Origin of the sequence: Agrococcus citreus, from assembly GCF_039527715.1 — a bacterium.
GTDB lineage: Bacteria > Actinomycetota > Actinomycetes > Actinomycetales > Microbacteriaceae > Agrococcus > Agrococcus citreus.
Window position 1 is genome coordinate 263,301 of sequence record NZ_BAAAKK010000001.1, and the last position, 22,625, is coordinate 285,925.

Annotated in this window: 26 protein-coding genes and 1 tRNA gene; 13 read left to right on the forward strand and 14 right to left on the reverse strand. The window is 72.1% G+C overall.

The window, feature by feature from the left end; translation table 11 throughout:
* Window positions 1-12 precede the first annotated feature (12 nt).
* The 3 genes from orn to ABD106_RS01300 all read right to left on the reverse strand — a co-directional run bounded on the left by orn (window position 13) and on the right by ABD106_RS01300 (window position 1,872).
* A complete protein-coding gene (orn, locus tag ABD106_RS01290) occupies window positions 13-597 on the reverse strand; it encodes an oligoribonuclease (protein WP_425545715.1) in 585 nt (194 codons plus the stop codon).
* Window positions 598-664: 67 nt separating this feature from the next.
* A complete protein-coding gene (locus ABD106_RS01295) occupies window positions 665-1,306 on the reverse strand; it encodes an HAD family hydrolase (protein WP_343916540.1) in 642 nt (213 codons plus the stop codon).
* Window positions 1,307-1,353: 47 nt separating this feature from the next.
* A complete protein-coding gene (locus ABD106_RS01300; protein WP_343916542.1) occupies window positions 1,354-1,872 on the reverse strand; it encodes a pyridoxamine 5'-phosphate oxidase family protein in 519 nt (172 codons plus the stop codon).
* A gap of 297 nt (window positions 1,873-2,169) precedes the next feature.
* On the opposite strand from ABD106_RS01300, the gene ABD106_RS01305 reads away from it, so the two are divergent.
* The 3 genes from ABD106_RS01305 (at window position 2,170) to ABD106_RS01315 (ending at window position 4,099) form a co-directional block, all read left to right on the forward strand.
* Window positions 2,170-2,242: transfer RNA gene (locus ABD106_RS01305), tRNA-Arg, on the forward strand.
* A 500-nt stretch (window positions 2,243-2,742) separates the two neighbouring features.
* Window positions 2,743-3,426 (forward strand): DedA family protein, encoded by a 684-nt coding sequence (locus ABD106_RS01310; RefSeq protein WP_425545698.1) that lies wholly within the window; start codon window positions 2,743-2,745, stop codon window positions 3,424-3,426.
* Window positions 3,427-3,538: 112 nt separating this feature from the next.
* Window positions 3,539-4,099: a YceI family protein gene (locus tag ABD106_RS01315; RefSeq protein WP_343916544.1), complete on the forward strand. Its 561-nt coding sequence runs from the start codon at window positions 3,539-3,541 to the stop codon at window positions 4,097-4,099.
* Between the two features lie 90 nt (window positions 4,100-4,189).
* Here the strand turns inward: ABD106_RS01315 and ABD106_RS01320 are convergent, their stop codons facing one another.
* Window positions 4,190-4,441 (reverse strand): hypothetical protein, encoded by a 252-nt coding sequence (locus ABD106_RS01320; RefSeq protein ID WP_343916546.1) that lies wholly within the window; start codon window positions 4,439-4,441, stop codon window positions 4,190-4,192.
* A gap of 99 nt (window positions 4,442-4,540) precedes the next feature.
* Here ABD106_RS01320 and msrA point away from each other — a divergent pair, with 99 nt between their 5' ends.
* The 6 genes from msrA to ABD106_RS01350 all read left to right on the forward strand — a co-directional run bounded on the left by msrA (window position 4,541) and on the right by ABD106_RS01350 (window position 9,882).
* Window positions 4,541-5,065, forward strand: a complete 525-nt coding sequence (msrA, locus tag ABD106_RS01325) for a peptide-methionine (S)-S-oxide reductase MsrA (RefSeq protein WP_343916548.1) — start codon at window positions 4,541-4,543, stop codon at window positions 5,063-5,065.
* A 64-nt stretch (window positions 5,066-5,129) separates the two neighbouring features.
* Entirely contained in the window at window positions 5,130-5,669 is a 540-nt protein-coding gene (locus ABD106_RS01330) for a single-stranded DNA-binding protein (RefSeq protein WP_343916550.1), read from the forward strand.
* A gap of 43 nt (window positions 5,670-5,712) precedes the next feature.
* The gene (locus ABD106_RS01335) at window positions 5,713-6,162 is read left to right on the forward strand and encodes a DUF6993 domain-containing protein (protein ID WP_343916552.1); all 450 of its coding nucleotides are present in this window, start codon (window positions 5,713-5,715) and stop codon (window positions 6,160-6,162) included.
* Between the two features lie 4 nt (window positions 6,163-6,166).
* Complete coding sequence (gene ettA / locus ABD106_RS01340; protein WP_343916554.1) at window positions 6,167-7,849, forward strand: energy-dependent translational throttle protein EttA; 1,683 nt, start codon at window positions 6,167-6,169, stop codon at window positions 7,847-7,849.
* On the forward strand, window positions 7,849-8,304 hold the full coding sequence (locus ABD106_RS01345; RefSeq protein ID WP_343916556.1) for an acyl-CoA thioesterase: 456 nt from the start codon (window positions 7,849-7,851) through the stop codon (window positions 8,302-8,304). The genes ettA and ABD106_RS01345 overlap by 1 nt, the downstream gene beginning before the upstream one ends.
* A gap of 51 nt (window positions 8,305-8,355) precedes the next feature.
* The gene (locus ABD106_RS01350) at window positions 8,356-9,882 is read left to right on the forward strand and encodes a CoA-acylating methylmalonate-semialdehyde dehydrogenase (protein ID WP_343916558.1); all 1,527 of its coding nucleotides are present in this window, start codon (window positions 8,356-8,358) and stop codon (window positions 9,880-9,882) included.
* A 77-nt stretch (window positions 9,883-9,959) separates the two neighbouring features.
* Here the strand turns inward: ABD106_RS01350 and ABD106_RS01355 are convergent, their stop codons facing one another.
* Together ABD106_RS01355 and ABD106_RS01360 are read right to left on the reverse strand one after the other, a co-directional pair.
* Complete coding sequence (locus ABD106_RS01355) at window positions 9,960-10,532, reverse strand: GNAT family N-acetyltransferase (RefSeq protein ID WP_343916560.1); 573 nt, start codon at window positions 10,530-10,532, stop codon at window positions 9,960-9,962.
* The gene (locus ABD106_RS01360) at window positions 10,529-11,413 is read right to left on the reverse strand and encodes an acyl-CoA thioesterase (protein WP_343916562.1); all 885 of its coding nucleotides are present in this window, start codon (window positions 11,411-11,413) and stop codon (window positions 10,529-10,531) included. The genes ABD106_RS01355 and ABD106_RS01360 overlap by 4 nt, the downstream gene beginning before the upstream one ends.
* A gap of 51 nt (window positions 11,414-11,464) precedes the next feature.
* Here ABD106_RS01360 and ABD106_RS01365 point away from each other — a divergent pair, with 51 nt between their 5' ends.
* Window positions 11,465-12,079 (forward strand): DUF8185 domain-containing protein, encoded by a 615-nt coding sequence (locus tag ABD106_RS01365; RefSeq protein WP_343916564.1) that lies wholly within the window; start codon window positions 11,465-11,467, stop codon window positions 12,077-12,079.
* A 132-nt stretch (window positions 12,080-12,211) separates the two neighbouring features.
* Here the strand turns inward: ABD106_RS01365 and ABD106_RS01370 are convergent, their stop codons facing one another.
* Genes ABD106_RS01370 through ABD106_RS01380 form a run of 3 tightly spaced genes read right to left on the reverse strand, consistent with a single transcriptional unit; the run spans window position 12,212 to window position 14,398 of the window.
* Window positions 12,212-12,634 (reverse strand): NUDIX domain-containing protein, encoded by a 423-nt coding sequence (locus tag ABD106_RS01370; RefSeq protein WP_343916565.1) that lies wholly within the window; start codon window positions 12,632-12,634, stop codon window positions 12,212-12,214.
* Window positions 12,631-13,668, reverse strand: coding sequence for an App1 family protein phosphatidate phosphatase (locus ABD106_RS01375; RefSeq protein WP_343916567.1), 1,038 nt, complete (start codon window positions 13,666-13,668; stop codon window positions 12,631-12,633). The genes ABD106_RS01370 and ABD106_RS01375 overlap by 4 nt, the downstream gene beginning before the upstream one ends.
* Before the next feature lie 34 nt (window positions 13,669-13,702).
* Window positions 13,703-14,398, reverse strand: a complete 696-nt coding sequence (locus tag ABD106_RS01380) for an SOS response-associated peptidase (RefSeq protein WP_343916569.1) — start codon at window positions 14,396-14,398, stop codon at window positions 13,703-13,705.
* A gap of 47 nt (window positions 14,399-14,445) precedes the next feature.
* On the opposite strand from ABD106_RS01380, the gene ABD106_RS01385 reads away from it, so the two are divergent.
* Window positions 14,446-15,108 (forward strand): TetR/AcrR family transcriptional regulator, encoded by a 663-nt coding sequence (locus ABD106_RS01385; protein ID WP_343916570.1) that lies wholly within the window; start codon window positions 14,446-14,448, stop codon window positions 15,106-15,108.
* A gap of 57 nt (window positions 15,109-15,165) precedes the next feature.
* Here ABD106_RS01385 and ABD106_RS01390 read toward each other — a convergent pair whose 3' ends face one another.
* Together ABD106_RS01390 and ABD106_RS01395 are read right to left on the reverse strand one after the other, a co-directional pair.
* Window positions 15,166-15,810 (reverse strand): DedA family protein, encoded by a 645-nt coding sequence (locus tag ABD106_RS01390; RefSeq protein ID WP_343916572.1) that lies wholly within the window; start codon window positions 15,808-15,810, stop codon window positions 15,166-15,168.
* Window positions 15,807-16,613 carry an aminotransferase class IV gene (locus ABD106_RS01395; RefSeq protein WP_343916573.1) on the reverse strand — a complete coding sequence of 269 codons (807 nt, stop codon included), beginning with the start codon at window positions 16,611-16,613 and terminating at the stop codon, window positions 15,807-15,809. The genes ABD106_RS01390 and ABD106_RS01395 overlap by 4 nt, the downstream gene beginning before the upstream one ends.
* 12 nt (window positions 16,614-16,625) lie before the next feature.
* On the opposite strand from ABD106_RS01395, the gene ABD106_RS01400 reads away from it, so the two are divergent.
* Complete coding sequence (locus tag ABD106_RS01400; RefSeq protein ID WP_343916575.1) at window positions 16,626-17,921, forward strand: anthranilate synthase component I family protein; 1,296 nt, start codon at window positions 16,626-16,628, stop codon at window positions 17,919-17,921.
* A gap of 119 nt (window positions 17,922-18,040) precedes the next feature.
* On the opposite strand, the gene ABD106_RS01405 is transcribed toward ABD106_RS01400, so the two are convergent.
* From ABD106_RS01405 to ABD106_RS01415, 3 genes are all read right to left on the reverse strand, one after another.
* Complete coding sequence (locus ABD106_RS01405; protein ID WP_343916577.1) at window positions 18,041-18,367, reverse strand: ArsR/SmtB family transcription factor; 327 nt, start codon at window positions 18,365-18,367, stop codon at window positions 18,041-18,043.
* A gap of 11 nt (window positions 18,368-18,378) precedes the next feature.
* Window positions 18,379-19,299 carry an SRPBCC domain-containing protein gene (locus tag ABD106_RS01410; RefSeq protein WP_343916579.1) on the reverse strand — a complete coding sequence of 307 codons (921 nt, stop codon included), beginning with the start codon at window positions 19,297-19,299 and terminating at the stop codon, window positions 18,379-18,381.
* A gap of 76 nt (window positions 19,300-19,375) precedes the next feature.
* Window positions 19,376-19,846: an SRPBCC family protein gene (locus tag ABD106_RS01415; RefSeq protein ID WP_343916581.1), complete on the reverse strand. Its 471-nt coding sequence runs from the start codon at window positions 19,844-19,846 to the stop codon at window positions 19,376-19,378.
* A 139-nt stretch (window positions 19,847-19,985) separates the two neighbouring features.
* Between ABD106_RS01415 and leuS the strand changes: the two genes are divergently transcribed.
* On the forward strand, window positions 19,986-22,529 hold the full coding sequence (gene leuS / locus ABD106_RS01420) for a leucine--tRNA ligase (RefSeq protein ID WP_343916583.1): 2,544 nt from the start codon (window positions 19,986-19,988) through the stop codon (window positions 22,527-22,529).
* Window positions 22,530-22,625 lie beyond the last annotated feature (96 nt).

Genomic DNA, 22,625 nt, shown 5'->3' on the forward strand with positions numbered 1-22,625 from the left:
GCATCGGCGGCGTCATTCGGGCTGGAGCGCTCCGAAGCCCTCGGAGACCTCGCGCGAGATCAACTGCAGCTCCTCGCTCGACCGGCCGGGTGCATCCGTGAAGACCGCACGGCGGTAGTAGCGCAGCTCGCGGATCGACTCGAGGATGTCCGCGAGCGCCCGGTGCCCGCCGGCCTTCTCGGGAGACTGGAAGTAGGCGCGCGGGAACCAGCGGCGCGAGAGCTCCTTGATGCTCGACACGTCGATCGACCGGTAGTGGAGGAAGCCGTCGAGCGTCGGCATGTACTTCGCGATGAACATGCGGTCGGTGCCGATCGTGTTGCCGCCCAGTGGCGCAGTGCGCTCGAGGGGCACGAAGCGCTGCACGTACTCGAGCACCTCGAGCTCTGCCTCGGCGAGCGAGACCCCGTGCTCGAGCTCGGCGTCGAGGCCGCTCGTCGCGTGCATCTGGCGCACGAAGTCGCCCATCTGCTCGAGCGCGGCGTCGGACGGCTTGATCACGATCTGCAGCCCGGGATCGAGCACCTCGAGCTCGAAGTCGGTGATCACCACCGCGACCTCGACGAGCTCGTCGACCGACGGGTCGAGCCCCGTCATCTCGCAGTCGATCCAGACGATCCGATCAGCAGCAGCCACGCGCCCGAGTGTACGCGGCGTCCGAGGGTCAGCCGATCGCGGCGAAGAGGTCGTCGGCGTCGATGTCGGCGAACGTGCCGATCGTGCGCTCGGCGGGCACGGGCGATGCGGTGAGCTGGGTCGTGAGGAACCAGAGCCGGGCGCCGGCGGCGACGGCGGAGCGCGCGCCGCTGCTCGAGTCCTCGAAGGCGATGCAGGCGGATGCGTCGGCCCCGAGCCGCGCGATCGCGGTCGCGTACGGCTCGGGATCGGGCTTCGAGCGCTCCACGTCGTCGGCGGCGATTGCGAAGCGGAGCGCCCCCTCGGGCGCCGCGGCGAGCAGCGCTCGCGCGTTCTCTGCCGTCGCGTTGGTGATGAGCGCTGCGGGGATCCCGGCCGCGGCGACGCGCTCGAGCAGGGCGAGGCTGCCCGGCAGCCACGGGACGTCGTCGCGCACTCGCGCGGCGACGGCGCCCGCGACGGTCGCGATGATCGTCGCGGCGTCGAGCGTCACGCCGCGCTCGCGCATCCGCTCGGCCCACTCGACCATCGGCCGGCCGGTCGTCCAGTGCGCGTCCTCGGCCGTCCATTCGATGCGGTGCTGCTTCGCGAAGGCGCGCATCTCGTCGTGCCACATGGGCTCCGAGTCGATGAGCGTGCCGTCCATGTCGAACAAGAGCGCACCCGTCATGGCTCCAGCCTGCCATGGTGCCGTCTGGCTTCGCGGCGCGACCGCCGTCACCAGCGGAAGCGCGTCACGTCCTTCGGGAAGTCGAACCAGGCCAGCACGCGCTCGGGCGTGATGACCCGCAGCCCGCCTCCGTCGGCACCCGACCACGCGTCGGCCGCCGGGGCGTAGCCGTCGTCGGCATACTTGCCGAACGCCGCCGACAGCCGTGCGCCGAGGTCGTCCGCGTCGGCGCGCGCGGCGAGCGACCTGCCTTCGACGATGACGACCTCGGTGCCGCTCTCGAGCGTGAGCGTGACGGCGGGGTTGTGCTCCGCGTTCAGCGCGTGCCGCGTGGTCGGGGCGCCGTCGTACCAGAACCGGCCGTCGACCCACACGCCCCAGCGGGGGATGCTGTGCGGACGACCGTCCGGGCGCACCGACGCGAGCCAGTAGTGCTTCGAGGCGATGAGCCGTGCCTCGACCTCGCGCCAGTCGAGCAGTCCTTCGTCGTCGGCCGGCAGGCCGTAGCCGTCCGGCAGGCGTGGTCGGTCGCGGCGCGGAGGGAGAGGCTCCAACTCGGTCTCCATGCGGGCAAGCTACTGGCGGCCGCCCACACGGCGCCAGAGGGTGGCCACCGCGGGTCACGAGACGACACGGCCTCCATGATGATGCGGCGCTCGCTCATCCGCTCCGTGGTGCGGTCGATGCCTGCGGGCGACGACGCGCAGCGCATCGTGCCGGCTCGGGTTGGAGTGGAGGAGCGCCGTTCATGTCGAACAGGAGTGCGCCAGGCGAGCCCGTAGCCTGCCGCCTCGAGGGAGCCGAGATAGGCACTTCGCAGCCGCCGAACCGAGTGGCGCAGTCGCGCCCGGTAGATTGAGCACGCCCCCGTAGCTCAGCGGATAGAGCAGAGGCCTTCTAATCCTTTTGTCGCGGGTTCGACTCCCGCCGGGGGCGCATCCAGAAGCGCTGTCAGTGGCTCCCTCTATCTTCCGGCCATGAAGCGTTGTGCGCGGTGCCTTGGAGAGAAGCCAGTCGGTGACTTCAATAGGAGCCCCCGCAACAAGGACGGTCGACACTCGTACTGCCGCGCGTGCCAGAAGGCGCACTATCGAGACAATGCGGCACGCCACAAAGCCAATGTGCGCCGCACGAGCAAGGCTCGACGCCGGCAAGCACTCGACGCGATCATGGCGCGCTTCTCCCACGGATGCGTGGACTGTGGCAGCACGGACATACGTGTGCTCGAATTCGACCACGTTCGTGGGACGAAGGTTGCCAGCGTCGGCAGCATGGTTCGACGAGGGCGTGGCTTGGCGGTGATCGAAGCGGAGATCGCGAAATGCGACGTGCGCTGTCGCAACTGCCACGCGATCGTGACCATCCAGCGGAGGGGTGCGTCGTGGCACGACGCTTACATGACAGGGTGACCGAGCCGACGGCCCTAGGCTGTTGTGGTGCTCCGGACGATGCTGCAGTCAGCCCAGCCCGCCCCCGACACCGGCGAGCTCACCGGCGTCGCCGGCTGGGCCGTCGGCCTCATGGAGGCGGTCGGTGCTCCCGGCGCGGGGCTCGCGATCGCCGCGGAGAACCTGTTCCCGCCGATCCCGAGCGAGGTCATCCTGCCGCTCGCTGGGCTCACCGCCGCGGCGGGCGGGTTCACGCTGCTCGAGGCGATCCTGTGGACGACCGCGGGCTCGGTCGTCGGCGCGCTGCTGCTCTACTCGCTCGGCCGCGTGCTGGGCCACGAGCGGCTCGCCCGGATCGCGTCGAAGATGCCGCTCGTGCGCTCGAGCGACATCGACAAGACCACCGCGTGGTTCGCGAAGCACGGCTGGAAGACGGTCTTCTTCGGCCGGTTCCTGCCGATCTTCCGCAGCCTCATCTCGATCCCAGCGGGGATCGAGCGCATGCCGGTGCCGCTGTTCCTCGGGCTCACTGCGATCGGCTCGGCCATCTGGAACACGATCTTCATCATGATCGGGTTCACCCTCGGCCAGAACTGGCACATCATCGAGCCGTACATGGACTGGCTGCAGTGGGTCGTCATCGGCGCCGTGATCGTGCTGATCGTGTGGTGGGTCGTGCGTCGCATGCTGCTGAACCGCCGCGAGGGCAAGCACCTGCTGCACGGCGAGTGACGCATCCGCCCGCCCGGTCGACGGATCGGGAATGGATCGAGACGCGGCGCGGTTCCCTCTCCTCGGACTTGCTCGTTCGATTCTGAACGACTCCTTCGACCGAAAGGCACCCATGCTGCAGAACATCCCCGGCTACCAGCCCGGCACCTACGTCATCGACGGCTCGCACTCGAACGTCACCTTCTCCGTCCGCCACATGATGGTGGCGAAGGTCCGCGGCGAGATCGAGGGCCTCGAGGGCACCATCGTGCTGGCCGAGCAGCCCGAGGAGTCGTCGATCACGGCGACCGTCGACCCGTCGACGATCAATACGAAGAACGCCGACCGCGACGCGCACCTGCGCTCGGCCGACTTCTTCTCGACCGACGAGCACCCGATGTGGACCTTCCAGTCGACCGGCGCGCGCGTCGACGGCAGCGACCTGTACGTCGACGGCGACCTGCAGCTGCGCGGCGTGACGAAGCCCGTCTCGCTGCTCGTCGAGTTCGGCGGCATCGGCCCGGACACGTGGGGCAACACCCGCGCCGGCGCATCGGCCCGCACGCGCGTCAAGCGCAGCGACTTCGGCATCACCTGGAACGTCGCCATCGAGTCGGGCGGCGTCATGCTCTCCGACGACATCGACATCGAGATCGAGATCTCGGCGATCCAGCAGGCGCCCGTCGCGGCCTGAGCGGATCACCTGAGCGGATCGCTCTGGCGGGGTCGGGGCGAGAGCCTCGGCCCCGCTTCGTCGTCCGGCCTACCGCTCTCGTCGTCCGGCCTACGGCGTCGTGAAGCAGGCAAGCGCGTCGGCGAGCGCCCAGCCGCCGCCGATCGGGATCATCGCGGTGCCGCCCGGCAGCAGCCGGCGCGCCTCGAAGACGGTCCCGCCCGGCCCGTCGACCTGGGCGATGTAGCCGAGCGCGAGTCCGGATGCGCTGACGACGCGCCAGAGGTCGTCGCGCACGCGGCGGGTCGCGACGCCGGTCGCTTGCGGTGCGGTGCGCCGCTGGGTGCTGGACATGATGGCCATGGCCGCTCCTCTCCCTCGACTGCACGCTACGACCGGCCACCCACACCGCCGCGCCCGCGGCCACGGCGGGCGCAGAGGGGTCGGAGCTACGCTCGGACCATGCAGGAGATCGTGCTCGCCGGTGGTTGCTTCTGGTGCCTGGACGCCGCGTATCGCGTCGTCGACGGCGTGGAGGATGTCGTGTCCGGCTACACGGGCGGCGATGTCGCCCACCCGGACTACGAGACGGTGTGCACCGGCAGGACCGGCCATGCCGAGGCCGTGAAGGTCGTCTACGACGAGGATCGCCTGCCCACCGAGGTGGTGCTCGACATGTTCTTCACGATGCACGACCCGCGGCAGCTGAACCGCCAGGGCAACGACGTCGGCACCCAGTACCGCTCGGCGATGTTCTACCGCGACGACGCGGAGCGCGAGCGCTTCGAGACCGCGATCGCGCGGGCGGCCGAGTGGTGGCCAGGCGAGGTCGTGACCGCGCTCGAGCCGCTCCGCGAGTTCTACGACGCCGAGGACGAGCACCAGGACTTCTTCGCGAAGAACCCGACGCAGGGCTACTGCCTCGCTGTCGCGGCGCCGAAGGTCAACAAGATCCGCGCCGGCTTCGCCGAGTACCTGCGCGTCTGACGTTGTCCACAGGGCGGCCGATCGGTCGCCCGCGGCAGTGCCGTGCCGGCGCATGCTCGCGCCCATGAACGAAGATGTCATCACCGTCGTCGGGCGCCTGGGCGGCGACCCGACGCTGAAGTCCGTGCGCGGCGACCGCGTCGCCGAGTTCCGTCTCGCGAGCAAGGCGCGGCGGAAGGTCGACGAGACCTGGATCGACACCCACACCAACTGGTTCTCGGTCGAGGCGTGGGGCGACTTCGCGGCGCACGTCACCGCGTCGCTCCGGAGGGGCGATCTCGTCGTGGTCGTCGGCAAGCTGAAGATCGAGGACTGGGAGTCGGGGGAGCGCCGCGGCACGAGCGTGAAGATCCGCGCCGACCACATCGGCCCGACGCTGCGCACCGGCGCGGTGACGAAGGATCGGCGATCGGCCGCGGCGGAGGAGCGACCCGCGCCGCAGCCCGAGCACGAGCCCGCAGAGCCTGCGTGGGCTGCCTCGACGGCCGCCGCGGAGCCGGCGTGGACCGCCGCGACGGCCGCAGCCGAGCCGGCACCGGTGCTGCAGGGCGCGACGCACGAGACGTGGAGCGCGCCGCTCGCCGAGCCCGATCCGCCCTTCTGACGCCCGTAGGCTGGAGCCGTCCATCTACCGCTCGGGAGGCTCCGTGCGTCGATCCGCGGCATCAGCGCTGCTCGCCGCCGCGCTGTTCGCGCTGCTGCTCGCGGGCTGCACCGCGGCCGACCCGGACGGCACGGGCGACCCGGACGGCATGGGCGTCTCCGGGGCGAGCGACGCGCCAGCGGTCACTGCAGCACCGAGCGCCGCGGCCGACCAAGCGCTCGACAACTTCCTCGCTGCGATCGCCGGGCACTCGCCGAACGATCCCGACGCGCTCGTCGCCGCGGTCGAGGCTGCCGGCTTCCCGAGCGACGCGATCGAGCGCACGCGCGAGGTCGACTCCCTCGGGGCCCCCGTCACGTTCCTCGAGATCGCGGTGCTCGACGGCGACAGCTGCATCGTCGGCCAGGTCGGCGACGGCGAGCCGATCGCGATGCGAGCGAGCCCGCTCGGCGGCGGCCGGTGCCTCGTGGGCGAGATCGTCACCGTAGACTGAGGGCATGGCCGAATACATCTTCTCGATGGTGCGCGCCCGCAAGACTGTGGGCGACAAGGTGATCCTCGACGACGTCACGACGGCGGTGATCCCCGGCGCCAAGATCGGCGTCGTGGGGCCTAACGGCGCGGGCAAGTCGACGATCCTCAAGATCATCGCCGGCCTCGACACGCCGTCGAACGGTGAAGCGAAGCTGACCCCCGGCTACTCCGTCGGCATCCTCATGCAGGAGCCGGAGCTCGACGAGTCGAAGACGGTGCTGGAGAACGTGCAGGAGGCCTTCGGCCACCTGACGGCGAAGATCACGCGCTTCAACGAGATCTCCGCCGAGATGGCGAACCCCGACGCCGACTTCGACGCGCTGATGACCGAGATGGGCTCGCTGCAGGAGGAGATCGACGCCGCCGACGCGTGGGACCTCGACTCGCAGCTCGAGCAGGCGATGGACGCGCTGCGCTGCCCGCCGGGCGACTGGCCGGTCACGAACCTCTCCGGCGGTGAGCGTCGCCGCGTCGCGCTCTGCAAGCTGCTGCTCGAGAAGCCCGACCTGCTGCTGCTCGACGAGCCCACGAACCACCTCGACGCCGAGAGCGTGCTGTGGCTCGAGCAGCACCTCGCGAAGTACCCCGGCGCCGTCATGGCCGTCACGCACGACCGGTACTTCCTCGACCACGTCGCGGGCTGGATCTGCGAGGTCGACCGTGGTCGCCTCTACCCCTACGAGGGCAACTACTCGACCTACCTCGAGAAGAAGGCCGAGCGCCTCCAGATCCAGGGCAAGAAGGATCAGAAGCTCGCGAAGCGCCTCTCCGAGGAGCTCGACTGGGTGCGATCCAACACGAAGGGCCGCCAGGCCAAGTCGAAGGCGCGCCTCGCCCGCTACGAGGAGATGGCGACCGAGGCCGAGCGCACCAAGAAGCTCGAGTTCGACGAGATCCAGATCCCGGCGGGCCCTCGCCTCGGCTCGATCGTCCTCGAGGCCAAGGGCATCGAGAAGGGCTTCGACGACCGTCAGCTCATCGACGGCCTCTCGTTCACGCTGCCGCGCAACGGCATCGTCGGCGTCATCGGCCCGAACGGCGTCGGCAAGACCACCCTCTTCAAGACGATCGTCGGCCTCGAGCCGCTCGACGGCGGCGATCTCAAGATCGGCGAGACCGTCAAGCTCAGCTACGTCGATCAGGGCCGCTCGAACATCGACCCGAACAAGAACCTGTGGGAGGTCGTCTCCGACGGGCTCGACTACATCCAGGTCGGCAACGTCGAGATCCCCTCGCGCGCCTACGTCAGCAAGTTCGGCTTCAAGGGACCCGACCAGCAGAAGAAGGCCGGCGTCCTCTCCGGCGGAGAGCGCAACCGGCTCAACCTGGCGATGACGCTCAAGCAGGGCGGCAACCTGCTGCTGCTCGACGAGCCCACCAACGACCTCGACATCGACACCCTCTCGAGCCTCGAGAACGCGCTGCTCGAGTTCCCCGGCTGCGCCGTCGTCATCACGCACGACCGGTGGTTCCTCGACCGCATCGCCACGCACATCCTCGCCTACGAGGGCACCGACGAGAACCCCGGGTACTGGCACTGGTTCGAGGGCAACTTCGAGGCGTACGAGCAGAACAAGATCGAGCGGCTGGGCCCCGACGCCGCGAAGCCGCACCGCTCGGCCTACCGGAAGCTCACGAGGGACTGATGCGCCTCGAGGTGCCCGTGCAGGTGCGCTGGTCGGACCTCGACGCGTACGGGCACGTCAACAACGCCTCGCTGCTGACCCTGCTCGAGGAGGCGCGCATCGTCGCGTTCTGGGCGGGCGGGCCCGACGGCTCGCCCGCGACCGCCGTGATCGACGCCGGTGCGGGCGCCTCGAGCATCACGGTGATCGCGCGGCAGGAGGCCGAGTACCTCGGGCAGATCCCGCACCACCGCGAGCCGATCGTCGTCGAGACCTGGATCGGCCACCTCGGGGGCGCGAGCATGCAGGTCTGCTACGAGGTCTTCTCGCCGGACCGCTCCGTGCTGTACGCGCGTGCCGCGACGCTCGTCGTGATGCTCGATGCGGTGACCGGCGTGCCGCGCCGCCTCACCCCGGCGGAGCGCGCCGCTTGGGAGCCCTACCTCGAGGCACCTGTCGACTTCCGGCGCGGCTGAGCCTCGGTAGGCTGGCGGGGCAACGATGCCACCACGCCGAGGAGCGACACCATGACCGAGACCGCCGTCGACACCGCGAACGCGGCCGCCGCGCCCACCTCCATCCCGCACTGGATCGCGGGCCGTCGCCAGGAGGGCTCGAACCGCACCGCACCGGTCTTCAACCCGGCGCTCGGCACGGCCGTCAGCGAGGTCGCCCTCGCGAGCGCCGACGAGGTCGGAGAGGCGATCGCGACCGCGAAGGCGGCGTTCCCCGCCTGGCGCGACCTGTCGATCGCGAAGCGCCAGTCGATCATGTTCCGCTTCCGCGAGCTCATCGTGAGCCGCAAGGACGAGCTCGCGCAGATCATCACCCGCGAGCACGGCAAGGTGCACTCCGACGCGCTCGGCGAGATCGCGCGCGCGATCGAGGTCGTCGAGCTCGCGACCGCGTTCCCGCTCCTGACGAAGGGCGAGTACTCCGAGAACGCGTCGACCGGCGTCGACGTCTACTCGCTGCGCCAGCCGCTCGGTGTCGTCGGCATCATCAGCCCGTTCAACTTCCCGGCGATGGTGCCGCTGTGGTTCGCGCCGATCGCGCTCGCCTCCGGCAACTGCGTCGTGCTGAAGCCGAGCGAGAAGGACCCGTCCGCGTCGGTGTGGATCGCGGAGCTCTATCAGGAGGCCGGCCTGCCCGACGGCGTGCTCACCGTCGTGCACGGCGACAAGGAGGCCGTCGACACGCTGCTGACGCATCCGGATGTCGAGGCGGTCTCGTTCGTCGGCTCGACGCCCATCGCGCAGTACGTCTACGAGACGGGCTCGAAGCACGGCAAGCGCGTGCAGGCGCTCGGCGGCGCGAAGAACCACATGCTCGTGCTGCCCGACGCCGACCTCGACGTGACGGCCGACGCCGCGGTCAACGCGGGCTTCGGCTCGGCGGGCGAGCGCTGCATGGCGATCTCGGTCGTCGTCGCGGTCGACACGATCGCCGACGAGCTCGCCGCGAAGATCGCCGAGAAGATGGGTGCGATCCGCACGGGCGACGGCACGCGAGACAACGACATGGGACCGCTCATCACGGGCGCGCACCGAGACAAGGTGGCCGGCTACATCCAGACGGCCGCCGACGACGGCGCGACGCTGCTCGTCGACGGCCGCGACCCGGAGGTGGACGGCGACCCGAACGGGTTCTGGATCAAGCCGACGCTCATCGACAAGGTGCCGACCGACTCCGCCGCCTACAAGGAGGAGATCTTCGGGCCCGTGCTCTCGATAGTGCGCGTCGCCTCCTACGAGGAGGGTCTCGAGCTCATCAACTCGAACCCGTATGGCAACGGCACGGCGATCTTCACGAACGACGGCGGTGCCGCGCGCCGCTTCCAGAACGAGGTGCAGGTCGGCATGGTCGGCATCAACGTGCCGATCCCCGTGCCCGTGGGCTACCACTCGTTCGGCGGCTGGAAGCAGTCGATCTTCGGGCAGGGCAAGGCCTACGGCAAGCACGCGTACGACTTCTACACGCGCGAGAAGGTCGTCACGAGCCGCTGGCTCGACCCGAGCCACGGCGGCCTGAACCTCGGCTTCCCCTCGAACTGACCGACCCCGCTCCTCAACGTCGCCAGTGGTCGCTCGACCCGCTCAGCGGGATGAGCGACCACTGGCGACGTCGAGGTTCAGTGGCGGCGGATGGCCAGGATGAGCGAGGTGCCGAGCTCACCCGTCGCCGGGTTGACCTCGTCCTCGACGTGGCGCGCCTCGACGACCATGCCGAGCCGCTCGGCCACGCGCCGGGAGGCGACGTTCTCCTCGTCGAGGTGCGCGATCACGCGGTGCGCGCCGATCCTCCACGCGAGATCGAGCGCGGCACGCGCGGCCTCGGTCGCGATCCCGCGCCCCTGGGCCGCGGGCGCGATCATCCAGCCGAGCTCGACCTGGCGGCTGCGGAGGCTCGTGATGCGCACCATGAGATCGCCGACGAGCGCGCCGTCGTGCTCGATGCCGAGCTGCACGGCGTCGCCGTCGCGCAGGAAGACGGGCGCGCCGCCCGCGGTCCAGGCCATGAGCTCGGCCTCGGTCTGGTCGGGCGTGTACGTCCAGCGGCGCTGCCCGGGCGCGTTGCGGTAGCCGCGCACGGCGTCGAGGTCGTCGGGGTGCAGCGTGCGCAGCAGCAGCCGCTCGGTGCGCAGCGGCAGGGCGTCGCGCAGCGCGCGCATCGCGTCGGCGGGCGCGATCGCGTCGACCCTCACTGCTCGGCCGCGTCCATCGGCACCCGCACCATGCCCTCCTGGGCGATCGTCGCGACGTGCGTGCCGTCGGGCGCGTAGACGAAGCCGCTCGCGAGGCCGCGTCCGCCGCCCGACGAGATCGTCTCGAGCTCGAGCAGCAGCCAGCCGTCGACCCGGGCGGGCCGGTGCCACCACACCGCGTGGTCGAGGCTCGCCGCCCGCAGGCCCTCCGTGGTCCACGCGGCCCCGTGCATCCGCACGATCGGCTCGAGCATGGCGTAGTCGGAGAGGTAGGCGAGCGCCGCGCGGTGCAGGGCGTCGTCGTCGGGCAGCGCATCCTTCGCCCGGATCCAGACGTGCTGCTTGCCGCGTCGCGGCCGCTCGCGGTCGGGGAGGTACACGGGACCCTCGACATGGCGGATGTCGAACGGGCGAGCGATGACGGCGCGCGCCTGCGGGTGGCCGGCGTAGGGCGCGAGCAGGTCGTCCGAGCTCGGCAGGTCCTCGGGAGCGGGGAGGCCCGTCGGCATCGATCGCTGCGAGCTGGGGCCGGGGTCGATGTCCTGGTACGACGAGATCATCGACATGATCGGCAGCCCGTGCTGGTACGCCTGCACCCGCCGCGTCGAGAACGAGCGGCCGTCGTGGATGCGCTCGACCGAGAACGTGATCGGCAGCTCGACATCGCCCGGCCGCACGAAGTAGCCGTGCACCGAGTGGATGGGCCGGTCGGCTTCGACCGTGCGCTGGCCGGCGACGACGGCCTGCGCCATGACCTGCCCGCCGAAGACCCGCCCGTACGGCATCGAGTGGCTCGTGCCGGTGAAGATGTCCTCGCTCGTGCGAGCACCGGTGTCCTGGAGCGTCAGGGTGTCGAGCAGCACGCGGATGCGATCGGTCATGCGGTCCTCCAGACGGCGCCCGGTCGTGGGCCGCTCTAGTCTAGGGAGCACATGCACGCCATCCTCGCCCTCGACGAACGCGCGCGCGCCGACCTCATCCTGCTGCTCGAGCGCGCCGCCGTGTTCGGCGACGGCACCGTGCGGCTGCTCGCCGACGGCGAGGTCGCGCTGCTCACGACGCCGCTCACCGCCGCGAGCGGGCTGCTCGACAGCGGGCCGACGGTGCTCGTCGCGCGCGCGTCGCGCATGCGCGGGCCTGCGCGGTTCGACGGCGTCGTCGCGCTGCCGGCGCTGCGCGACGCGCTGCAGCAGGGCGCCGACGTGGAGGTGCCGGATGCCGTGGCGCGCCCCGCGTGGGCCGCCGTGTCCCCGCCGCGGGGAGGCTGGTCCCACACCGGCGACGTCGCCGCCGAGACAGTCAGGTCGCTCGCGGCCCAGGCCGCGGCCGACGTCGAGGCGGCGCTGCCGCGCTCGCCCGGCGAGGCCGTGCGCCGACGTGCCGAGCGCGCCGTCTGGGCGCGCGTCGTCGACCCGAGCGGCCTCACGGCCGGGCAGGCCGCGGCGCTCGTGGCGATGCGCTTCCTCGGCGACGGCCCGGTGCGCGTCACGCAGTCGGGCGGCTGGACCCGGTCCGCGGCCCGCGCCGGCGAGGTCCTCGCCCGCTGACGGCCGCCTCGCCCGGCCCGCAGACCGCTGGGTGGTCACGACACGCCGTCCGCGCAGCGCGGGGTGGTCACGACACGCCGTCCGGCAGCAGCGCGCGCGGCGTGTCGTGACCACCCCACGCAGACAGCGGGGCTAGCGGGGGCCGAGCAGCGCGACGAGCCCCGCCGGCACGAGCTCGATCGCCGGGTCGGCGAAGCGGTCCGCGGCGAGCCACCACACCGGATGCCCCGCATCCGTCGTCGGCGGCAGCGGCGCATCCGGCAGCGTCGCGGCGAAGACGGAGACGCGCTCATGCAGCTCCCGGCCCGCGAACGACACCCGATGCTCGAGCTCGCCGAGCGGCCGCACCGCGCCCGCCTCGACGCCGAGCTCCTCGCGCAGCTCGCGCACGACCGCATCCGCCGCCGACTCGCCTGGGTCGATGCCGCCGCCGGGCGGCCGCACGAGCACGCGCCCCGTATCGGGCTCGGTCGCGCTCGTGACGAGCAGCGCACCGTCGGCGCGGCGGACGACGGCGATCGCGATCGCCCGGATGCCGGCCGATTGGCCCGTCACAGCACCTGCAGCTCGGGGAGCGCCGCGAGCTCCTTCACGAGCCCGCCGCCGTTGGGCGACCACACCCACGGGTGCATCGAGCGGGTGTCGGCGTGCTTGCGGCCACCGGCGAGCACCGCCTCCTGCGTCGACAGCTCGCGGATCGCGACCGCGCGCACCGATGCGGGGTGCGCGTTCGCGAACTCGCCGTACAGCTCCTCGTCGTGCTGGCCGTCGTCGCCGACGAGCAGCCACTGGATGTCGGGGAACTCGCGCGCGAGCCGATTGAGCTGCGCGCGCTTGTGCTCCTTGCCGGAGCGGAAGAAGCGGTCGTGCGTCGGGCCCCAATCGGTGAGCAGCATGCTGCCCGCGGGGTAGAGGTTGCGCGACAGGAAGCGGGTGAGCGCGGGGGCCGCGTTCCACGCACCGGTGGAGAGGTAGACGAAGGGGCTGCCCGGGTGCTGCTGCTTGATGCGCTCGTAGAGCACCGCCATGCCGGGCACCGGCGTGCGGCCGTGCTCGTCGAGCACGAACGCGTTCCACGCCGCGAGCAGCGGCCGGGGGAGCGACGTCACCATGACGGTGTCGTCGATGTCGCTCACGACGCCGAAGCGCGTCGCGGGATCGACGACGAAGACGGGCGCCGCGACCGGCACGGAGCCGGCGACCGAGACGGAGAGCTCCTGCCAGCCCGGCTCGAGGCGGATGGGCACGATCGCGTCGACGACGCCGCCGCGGTCGGCGGTGACGACGTGCCGCTCGTCGCCCGCCGCGATCGTCACGTCGACGTCGTTGAGCGTGAGCGACGTGAAGGAGCGCCAGCCGCGCACGTTCTCGTACTGCGCGCGGTGCTCGTCGCCGGGCGCCACGAGCAGCACGCGCGCGAGCACGCGCACCCAGCCGTCGCCCCCGTAGCCCGGGTACGCGACGATGACGGGCAGCCGTCCGCTGCGGAGCGCGCGGGCCTCTCGCTGCTCGTGGAACCAGTCCTCGATGCGGGCCGCGGTGTGCTTGATCGGCTCCGGGATGCGCGCCAGCGGATCGAGCTCCTCCATGCGTGACCTCCCGAGCCGTGAACGCCCCTCGACCCTACTCGGTGGCGACTGCCGCGATGAGATCGGGCCCCTGCTCTCGCACGTTGCCGACGCGCCGGTCGACGACGTGCGACGAGAGGTCGGCGACGACGCCCGGCGCCTCGGCGACCACTGCCTCGAGCGCCGCCTCGCCGTCCTCCGTCGGGTCGAGCCACGCGTCGCGCATCTCGGGCGACACGACGAGCGGCATCCGCTCGTGGATCTCGGCGAGGGCGCCGGTCGCCGCGGTCGTGAGGATCGAGGTCGACAGCAGCCAGGTGCCGTCCGGCTGCTTCCACCACGCGTAGAGGCCCGCGAACGAGATCGGCGCGTCGCCGTGCACGTAGTGGGGCGTCTTCGCCTCGCCTTCGCGATGCCACTCGAACCAGCCGTCGGCGGGCACGAGCGCGCGGCGCTCGCGCACCGCGTCGCGGAACATCGGCTTCGACGCCGCCGACTCGCTGCGCGCGTTGAAGGCACGCTGTCCGACCGAGACGTCGTCGGCCCACGCCGGCACGAGACCCCAGCGCGCCGCCTCGAGCCGGCGGATGGGCGGGCCGTCGTCGCGGGGCGCCGGCTCGACCACGATCGGCACGGTCGTGGTCGGCGGGATGTTCCAGTTCGGCTCCGGCAGGTCGGCGCCCGCCTCGTCGATCTCGAAGAGCCCGACGAGGTCGCTCGTCGGTGTGGCCACCACGTACCGTCCGCACATGCTGGAATGCTCTCATCCGTGGAGCCCGCATGCGAGAGGATGAGCACATGAACGAACGTCCTCCCGGCCAGCCGTCGGTCACGGTGCGTCACGAGCCCGTGCAGGCGCGAGCGGCGCAGCGGGTCGAGGCTCTGCTCGACGCGGCTGCCGCCGTGGTCGTCGAGCACGGCATCGAGCACCTCACCACCGCCCTCGTCGCGGAGCGCGCCGGCGCCTCGATCGGCACCGTCTACCGCTACTTCCCCGACCGGGTGGCGGTGCTCGTCGCGCTCGCGGAGCGCAACCTCGAGCGCTTGCGGCACGCGCTCGCGCGAGTGCTCGCGGAGCCGCACGAGACCTGGACGGATGCGACGGATGCCGTGATCGGCGCGATGGTCGACACCTTCCGCGAGGTGCCGTCGTTCCGCTCGCTCCGCACCGGTGAGGGGCTCGACCTCGGGCCGCAGGCGCGCGAGCAGGTCGCGCCGCAGTTCGCAGCGCTCATGGCCGACTACGTGAGCGGTCGATGGGGCATCGAGCTCGACGATGAGCAGCACGAGGCGCTCGTGCTCGCCGTCGGCGGGCTCGACGCGCTCGTCACCTACGCCTTCTTGCACGACCCGCACGGCGACCCGCGCTACCTCGCACTCGGCCGCGTGTGCGCGATGCAGCACCTCGTGGTCGCGTTCGGTGAGCCCGTGCCGGCTGCGGAGACCGCGCCCGAGGCGTAGCGCCACCGAAGTGCGGCGCCCGCGCGGCGGAGCGCCTCCGAGGCGCAGCGCCCGCGCTCAGTCGTCGAGGTGCCGCGCCTCGCTGCGCGAGACGAGCCGCTTCACGACGTAGGCGCCGACGAGGAAGACGACGACGACGCCGACGAGCACGAAGCCCGCGCCGTGCAGCTCGTCGGCGAGCTCGCGGTAGGTGCCGCCGGCCAGCCAGCCCGCGCTGGAGTACGCCGTCGCCCACAGGATGCACGCGGGGAGCGTCCACGCGAGGAAGCGGCGGTAGGGCATGCCGGCGCTGCCGGCGATGAGCGGCACGAGCGAGTGCGCGACGGGCAGGAAGCGCGACAGGAAGATGGCGATGCCGCCCCGACGGGCGAGGTACCGCTCGGTGCGGCGCCAGCGCAGCGACGCCTTCGGCCATCGGCGGGCGAGCCAGCGGTCGATCGCCGGCCCGATCCACCGGCCGATCGCGAAGCCGATCGACTCGCCGCAGATCGCACCGATCACGGTCGCCGCGATGAGCGCGAGCCACCACGGCCACTGCTCGACCGCGAGCGCGGCGATGATGACGATCGTGTCGCCCGGCACGACGAGCCCGAGCAGCACGCTCGTCTCGAGCAGCATCGCGAGTCCTGCGAGCAGGGTGCGCAGCAGGGGATCGATCGAGCCGATCGTCTCGAGCAGCAGATCGATCGCGTCGTCGATCACCGCCGGCTCGCGATCGGTGCGTCGAGCGCCCCGCCGAGGGGCGCTCGCAGCGACTCGAGCCGGGCGCGCCACGCGGGCGCGCGCTCGGCCGGTGCGAGCTGCGGGCCGCCGTGCCAGTGCGACACCGCGCGGATGCCGCGCAGCGCGTTGGCGAGCCACACCTCTCGGCCCTCGAGGTCGTCGGGCGTCGCGCGCGCCTCGCGCACCTCGACGCCGTCGGCGCGCGCGAGGTCGAGGATGACGGCGGCGGTCACCGAGGGGAGCCGGGGGATGTCGAATGCGGGCACGACGAGCGCGTCGCCGTGCCACCACAGCAGCGCCGACCACGCGCCTTCCGCGACGGCGCGCCCTGCGGTGCCGTCGGCGGTGAGGATCGGCTCGACGTCGGCGCCGATGCGAGCGCGCTCCTGCGCCTGCAGCGCGGCGAGCGCGGCGAGGTCCGGTCCCTTGCGCAGCGGCAGCGTGCGCGGATCGCGCGAGGCCGTCACGACGTCGACCGTGCCGGTCGCGGTCGGCGCCTCGCGGATCCGCAGGCGGATGCCGTCGGGCGTGAGGTCGAGCCGCGGCGACCACGAGCCCTCGGGCACGAGCTCCATCGCGGCATCGACGGCCGCGAGCGCGGCGCGCGCGTCGCCGCCGACGTCGGCCACGGCATCCGCGAACCGGCGGCGATGCCGGTCGAGCGCGAGCACCCCGCCGTCGACGACGAGCCACGAATCGGCGGCGAGCGTCTCGCCGAGGCGGCCGGTCGCGGTCTCGAACCGTGCGCCCGTCCACGCGCGCACGACGTCGCTCCCGCTCATAGGATCGACCCTATGCCAGCGACCCCTGCGGCACTCCTGCCGCACCTCGGTGCCCGCTGGGCAGCACCTATGACGACGACGCCGGAGGCGGCGTTCGCGGCGCTCGAGGCCGAGGGCGGCGACGTCGTCTGGCTCGACTCGTCCTCCGAGGGCGCGCACGTGCTGGGCGTCGGCGCGCACGTGCTGCTCGCGCGGGGCGGCGTCGCGACGCTCGACGGCCGGCCGGTCGAGGGCGACGCGGTCGCGGCGCTCGAGGCCGCGCGCACGGCGATGCCCGGGCCGTGGGTGGGCTGGTTCGGCTACGAGGCGGGCGTTCGGATGCTCGGCCTCGAGCCCGCGGTCGGCCGCAGCCCCGAGGCGGCGTGGCTGCTGCTCGACCGGTGGGTCGTGATCGAGGGCGGGCGAGCGCAGCTGCAGTCGCGCGATGGCGAGCCGTGGACGCTCCCGCCCGCGCCGCCGGTGACGCTGCCGCCGATGACGACCGTCGACCCGGCGCTCGTGACGTGGCGCGACGACGACGCCGCCTACGCCGCGAAGGTGGAGCGCTGCCGCGCGCACATCCGCGACGGCGACTCCTACGTGCTGTGCCTCACGACCGCGATCGACGCGCCACCGATCGACGCGATCGCCACGCACGCGCGGCTGCGCTCGGCGAGCCCCGTGCACCACGGCGGACTGCTGCGGATCGCGGGCGTCACCGTCTCGAGCGCGAGCCCCGAGACGTTCCTTCGGGTCGAGGACGGTGTCGCGACCACCCGGCCGATCAAGGGCACGCGCCGGCGCGGGGCGGACGACGACGCGGCGCTCGCGCGCGAGCTGTTCGACAACGAGAAGGAGCGCGCCGAGAACGTCATGATCGTCGACCTGTGCCGCAACGACCTGCAGCGGGTGTGCGAGCCGGGCTCGGTCGACGTGACGAGCCTGCTCGGCGTCGAGACGTATCCGACCGTGCACCAGCTCGTCTCGACGGTGCGGGGGCGGCTGCTGCCGGGCCTCGGCCCGCTCGACGCCGTGCGCGCGCTCTTCCCGGCGGGATCGATGACGGGCGCGCCGAAGCGCCGCACGGTCGAGCTGCTGCAGGCGCTCGAGGGTGCGCCGCGCGGCGTCTATGCGGGCTGCTTCGGCATCGTCGCGGGGGAGTCGTGCCAGCTCGCGATGGTCATCCGCAGCGTCGTCGCCGATGCCGAGGGCGTGCACATCGGCGTCGGCGGCGGCGTCACCGCGCTCTCCGACCCGGCCTTCGAGGTCGACGAGCTGCACGTCAAGGCCGCGGCGCTCCTCGCGGCGCTCGTCCCCGCCAGCACCTGACCCGCCTCTCGGCCCGACGCCGAGCTTCCCTGAATCGCGGTGTCTCGGCCGCGACTCCCGGAGTTCAGGGAAGTTCGACCGGCGGTCGGCGGTCGGCAGTAGATGACGGACGGATGCGGTCAGGGGGTCGGGCGCGACTCCGCGATCCGCGCGAGGCGGTCCAGGCGCGACTCCCAGCCCCGGCCGATCGCGTCGAGCCGATCGGCGAGAGCGCTGAGGCTCGCACCGACCGCGCGGTGCCGCACCGAGCGGCCCTCGCGCACGGCGTCGACGAGACCGGCGGCCTCGAGCACCGCGAGGTGCTTGGCGATCGCCTGCCGCGACACCGGCAGCGCCCTCGCGAGTTCGCTCGCCGAGCGCGGCTCGCTCCCGAGCAGCTCGAGGATCGCCCAGCGGGTGTCGTCGGCGAGCGCCGCGAGCTGCTGCGTCGGCGGCGGCACGGTCATCGCCGCCATCGTCAGACCACCGCCAGGACGTGCGCGCGCAGGCCGTCGAGCACGAGCTCCCAGCCCTCGACGTTCTGGTCCATGCGCTCGTCGCGCTCCTCGACGGGCGCGCGCATCCACCCCGACTCCACGACGGTCACGCGCGTGCCGGTGGCCGTCGGCTCGAGGTCGAAGCGCACGTCGCACGCCTCCGGTCCCGGTTCCGACTCGCCGAGCGCGCCCCAGCGGAACGCGAAGGTCGAGGGCGCGTCGACGATGCGCAGCGCGATGGGGAAGCGCTGCCCCTCGTGCTCGAACGTGCCGGTGACGCCGGCGCGCACGCCGCCGGGGAAGTCGGCCGGATGCCCCCACCACGCCTCGATCGACGTCGGGTCGGTGAGGTGCCGCCACACGACGTCGGGGGCGGCCGCGATCTCGAGCGAGCGCGTGATCGTACCGGCGGTGCGGTCGGCGACCGCGGGCGTCCAGCGGCGGGCGAGCAGGGCGACGAGGTCGTCGAGCTCGTCGGTCCAGCCCTCGCGGTTGTCCTCGAGCGCGGCGCGTCGCGCGCCGGCGTCGGCGAGGCGGTCGAACCCCGTCTCGACGACCGTGAGCCGCGTGACGCCGCCGTCGCGCTCGAGCGAGAACGTCGCGGTCGTGCTGTTGTCGTCGCGGATCGGCTCGCCGGGCGTGCCCCAGCGGAACGCGAACCGGCACGGCGGCTCGCAGGCCTCGATGCGCACGGGGAAGTCGCCGTGCGCCTCCCAGCCGAAGCTGCCCGTCGCGCCCTCGTGCACACCGTCGGGGAAGTCGGCGCGCTGCCCGAACCACTCGGCGATCCAGCGCGGCTCGGTGAGCGTCTCCCACACGACCTCGATGGGCGCGCGCACCTCGATCGCCCGCGACACGCGCATCGCGTGCTCGTCGGCGGTGGCCTGCGGCTCGTGCGTCATGGTGCCTCCTGCAATCGTCGGGTTGCAGGTGCAGGCTACGACGGCACGAGGCGTCGTGCAACCTTAGGGTTGCAGGTCAGCGGGCGAGCGACTCCGCGAGGTCGACGAGCTCGTCGAGCTCGACCGTCCAGCCGGCGGCGAGCGCCCGCAGCGCCTCGCGGCGAGCGGCCTGATCGCCCTCGAGCGGGAAGCCCGACTCGACGAGGTGCACCTGGGTCGAGCCGTCGACGTCGCGCAGGTCGATCTCGACCGTCGACGCCCTGCCCGAGAGGATGCCCTCGGCCCAGTCGAAGACGAAGCGCTCCTCGGGCTCGACCTCGAGGATGCGCGCGGCGAGCACGACCTCGCCGCTCCACGCGAACCGGCCGGTCGCGCCGGCCACGACGCCGCCGGGGAACGCGGCGATGTCGCCGAGCCAGCGGGCGAGCAGATCGGGCTCCGTGAGGCAGCGCCAGACGGCGCTGCGAGGGGCGTCGATCGCGACGATGCGGGTCACGCGCGACGCGGGGACGTCGACCGTGGCTGGCGGATTCTCGAACTCCGGCACCGACTTCCCTCCCCTCGCACACGACCCTGGACCGCTCTGGCCGGGACGGTCTCGATTGTGTCACGAGGTGCTTGCGGATGAGCGCCGTAGACTGGGAAGCCGTCGTGCCGCTCCCGGCCGACGACACCCAGGAGCATCTGTGACCGACGAGACCTTCGACTTCGCCCGAATCCAGCAGCGCTGGCTGCCGGTGTGGGACCGCATCCGCCCGTTCGCGACGGACGACGACACCGACGCGCGGCCGCGCAAGTACGTGCTCGACATGTTCCCGTACCCGTCGGGCGACCTGCACATGGGACACGCGGAGTCGTACGCCTACGGCGACGTGCTCGCGCGCTACTGGCGTCAGCAGGGCTTCAACGTGCTGCACCCCATCGGCTGGGACTCGTTCGGCCTGCCGGCCGAGAACGCAGCGATCAAGCGCGGCGAGGACCCGAAGCGCTGGACCGAGGCCAACATCGAGCAGCACAAGCGCTCGATGCGGCAGTACGCGACCGCGTTCGACTGGGACCGCATCCTGCACACCTCCGACCCCGCGTACTACAAGTGGAACCAGTGGCTGTTCCTCGAGCTCTACAAGGCCGGCCTCGCCTACCGCAAGCCGTCGAACGTCAACTGGTGCCCGCAGGACCAGACGGTGCTCGCGAACGAGCAGGTCGTCGACGGGCGCTGCGAGCGATGCGGCACGCCGGTCGTGAAGAAGAAGCTCACGCAGTGGTACTTCAAGATCACAGACTACGCCGACCGGCTGCTCGACGACCTCAACCAGCTCGAGGGCCGCTGGCCCGACAAGGTGCTGCGCATGCAGCGCAACTGGATCGGCCGCTCCGTCGGCGCTGAGGTGGAGTTCGAGATCGAGGGCCACCACAGCCCCGTGCCCGTCTTCACGACGCGCCCCGACACGCTCTACGGCGCGACGTTCATGGTCGTCGCCCCCGACTCCGACCTCGCGGCGGAGCTCGCCGCCGGCGCATCGCCCGAGGTGCGGATGCGGTTCCAGGCCTACCTCGACGACGTCGGCCGGATGACCGAGATCGACCGTCAGAACGCCGAGCGCACGAAGACCGGCGTCGACCTCGGCCGCGTCGCGATCCACCCGCTGACGGGGGAGCGCATGCCGGTGTGGACCGCCGACTACGTGCTCGCCGACTACGGCCACGGCGCGGTCATGGCCGTGCCCGCGCACGACCAGCGCGACCTCGACTTCGCGCGCGCCTTCGACCTGCCGGTGAAGGTCGTCGTCGACACGAACGCCGCCGTCACGGGCGTGATGCCCGCGATCCCGCTCGACGAGCACGGCAACGCCGTGCTGCCCGACGACCTGCCCACGCTCGACCCGAAGACGACGGGCGAGGCGCTCACGGGCGACGGCCGGCTGATGAACTCCGGCGAGCTCGACGGGCTGTCGAAGCAGCACGCGATCGGCCGCATGGTGCAGCTGCTCGAGCGCCGCGGCGTCGGCCGTGCCGCGAAGTCGTACCGGCTGCGCGACTGGCTCGTGAGCCGCCAGCGCTACTGGGGCACGCCCATCCCGATCATCCACACCGAGGACGGGCAGGAGGTGCCGGTGCCGTTCGAGCAGCTGCCCGTCACGCTGCCCGACTCGGCGGGGCTCGACCTGTCGCCGAAGGGCACGAGTCCGCTCGGCGCGGCCCAGGACTGGGTGAACGTGCCGTCGCCGATCGACGGCAGCCCCGCGCGCCGCGACGCCGACACGATGGACACGTTCGTCGACTCCTCCTGGTACTACCTGCGCTTCCTGAGCCCGAACGACGACACCCAGGCCTTCGACAAGGCGCAGGTGGCCCGCTGGGCGCCCGTCGACCGCTACGTCGGCGGCGTCGAGCACGCGATCCTGCACCTGCTGTACGCGCGCTTCATCACGAAGGTGCTCTTCGACCTCGGCCACGTGCCGTTCACGGAGCCCTTCGAGTCGCTGCTCAACCAGGGCATGGTCATCCTCGACGGCGCGAAGATGTCGAAGTCGAAGGGCAACCTCGTCACGCTCTCCGAGGAGCTCGAGCGCTTCGGCGTCGACGCGGTGCGGCTCGCGATGAGCTTCGCCGGCCCGCCCGAGGACGACATCGACTGGAAGGACGTCAGCCCGACCGGTGCGCAGAAGTTCCTCGCGCGCGCGTGGCGGCTGTCGAAGGAGTCGCTCGCGAAGCCGGGTACCGACCCGAAGCCGGGCGACGGCACGCTGCGGCGCGAGACGCACCGGTTCCTGGCGGATGCGCCGGGGCTCGTCGAGGCGCTCAAGTTCAACGTCGTCGTCGCGCGGCTCATGGAGCTGACGAACGCCACGCGCAAGACGGTCGACACCGGTGCCGGTGCCGCCGATCCCGCGGTGCGGGAGGCGGTCGAGACGATCGCGCTCGGACTGTCGCTCTTCGCGCCGTACACGGCGGAGGACATGTGGGCGAACCTCGGCTTCGAGCCGTCGGTCGCGAACGCGGGCTGGCGCAAGGCCGATCGCTCGCTGCTCGTCGAGCAGACGGTCACCGCGGTCGTGCAGGTCGACGGCAAGGTGCGCGACCGCATCGACGTGGCGGCCGACATCACCGAGGACGAGCTCGAGCGCACCGCGCGCGAGCTGCCGGGCGTCAAGCGCTCGATCGGCGACCGCACCGTGCGGCACGTCGTCGTGCGGGCCCCGCGCCTCGTGAACCTCGTCACGGGGTAGCCCGCCCGCTCTCGCCGGTCGAGCCGCACGGCGAAGCCGCGCGAGTCGAGACCACCTCCTGCCGGTCGAGCCGCACGGCGAAGCCGCGCGAGTCGA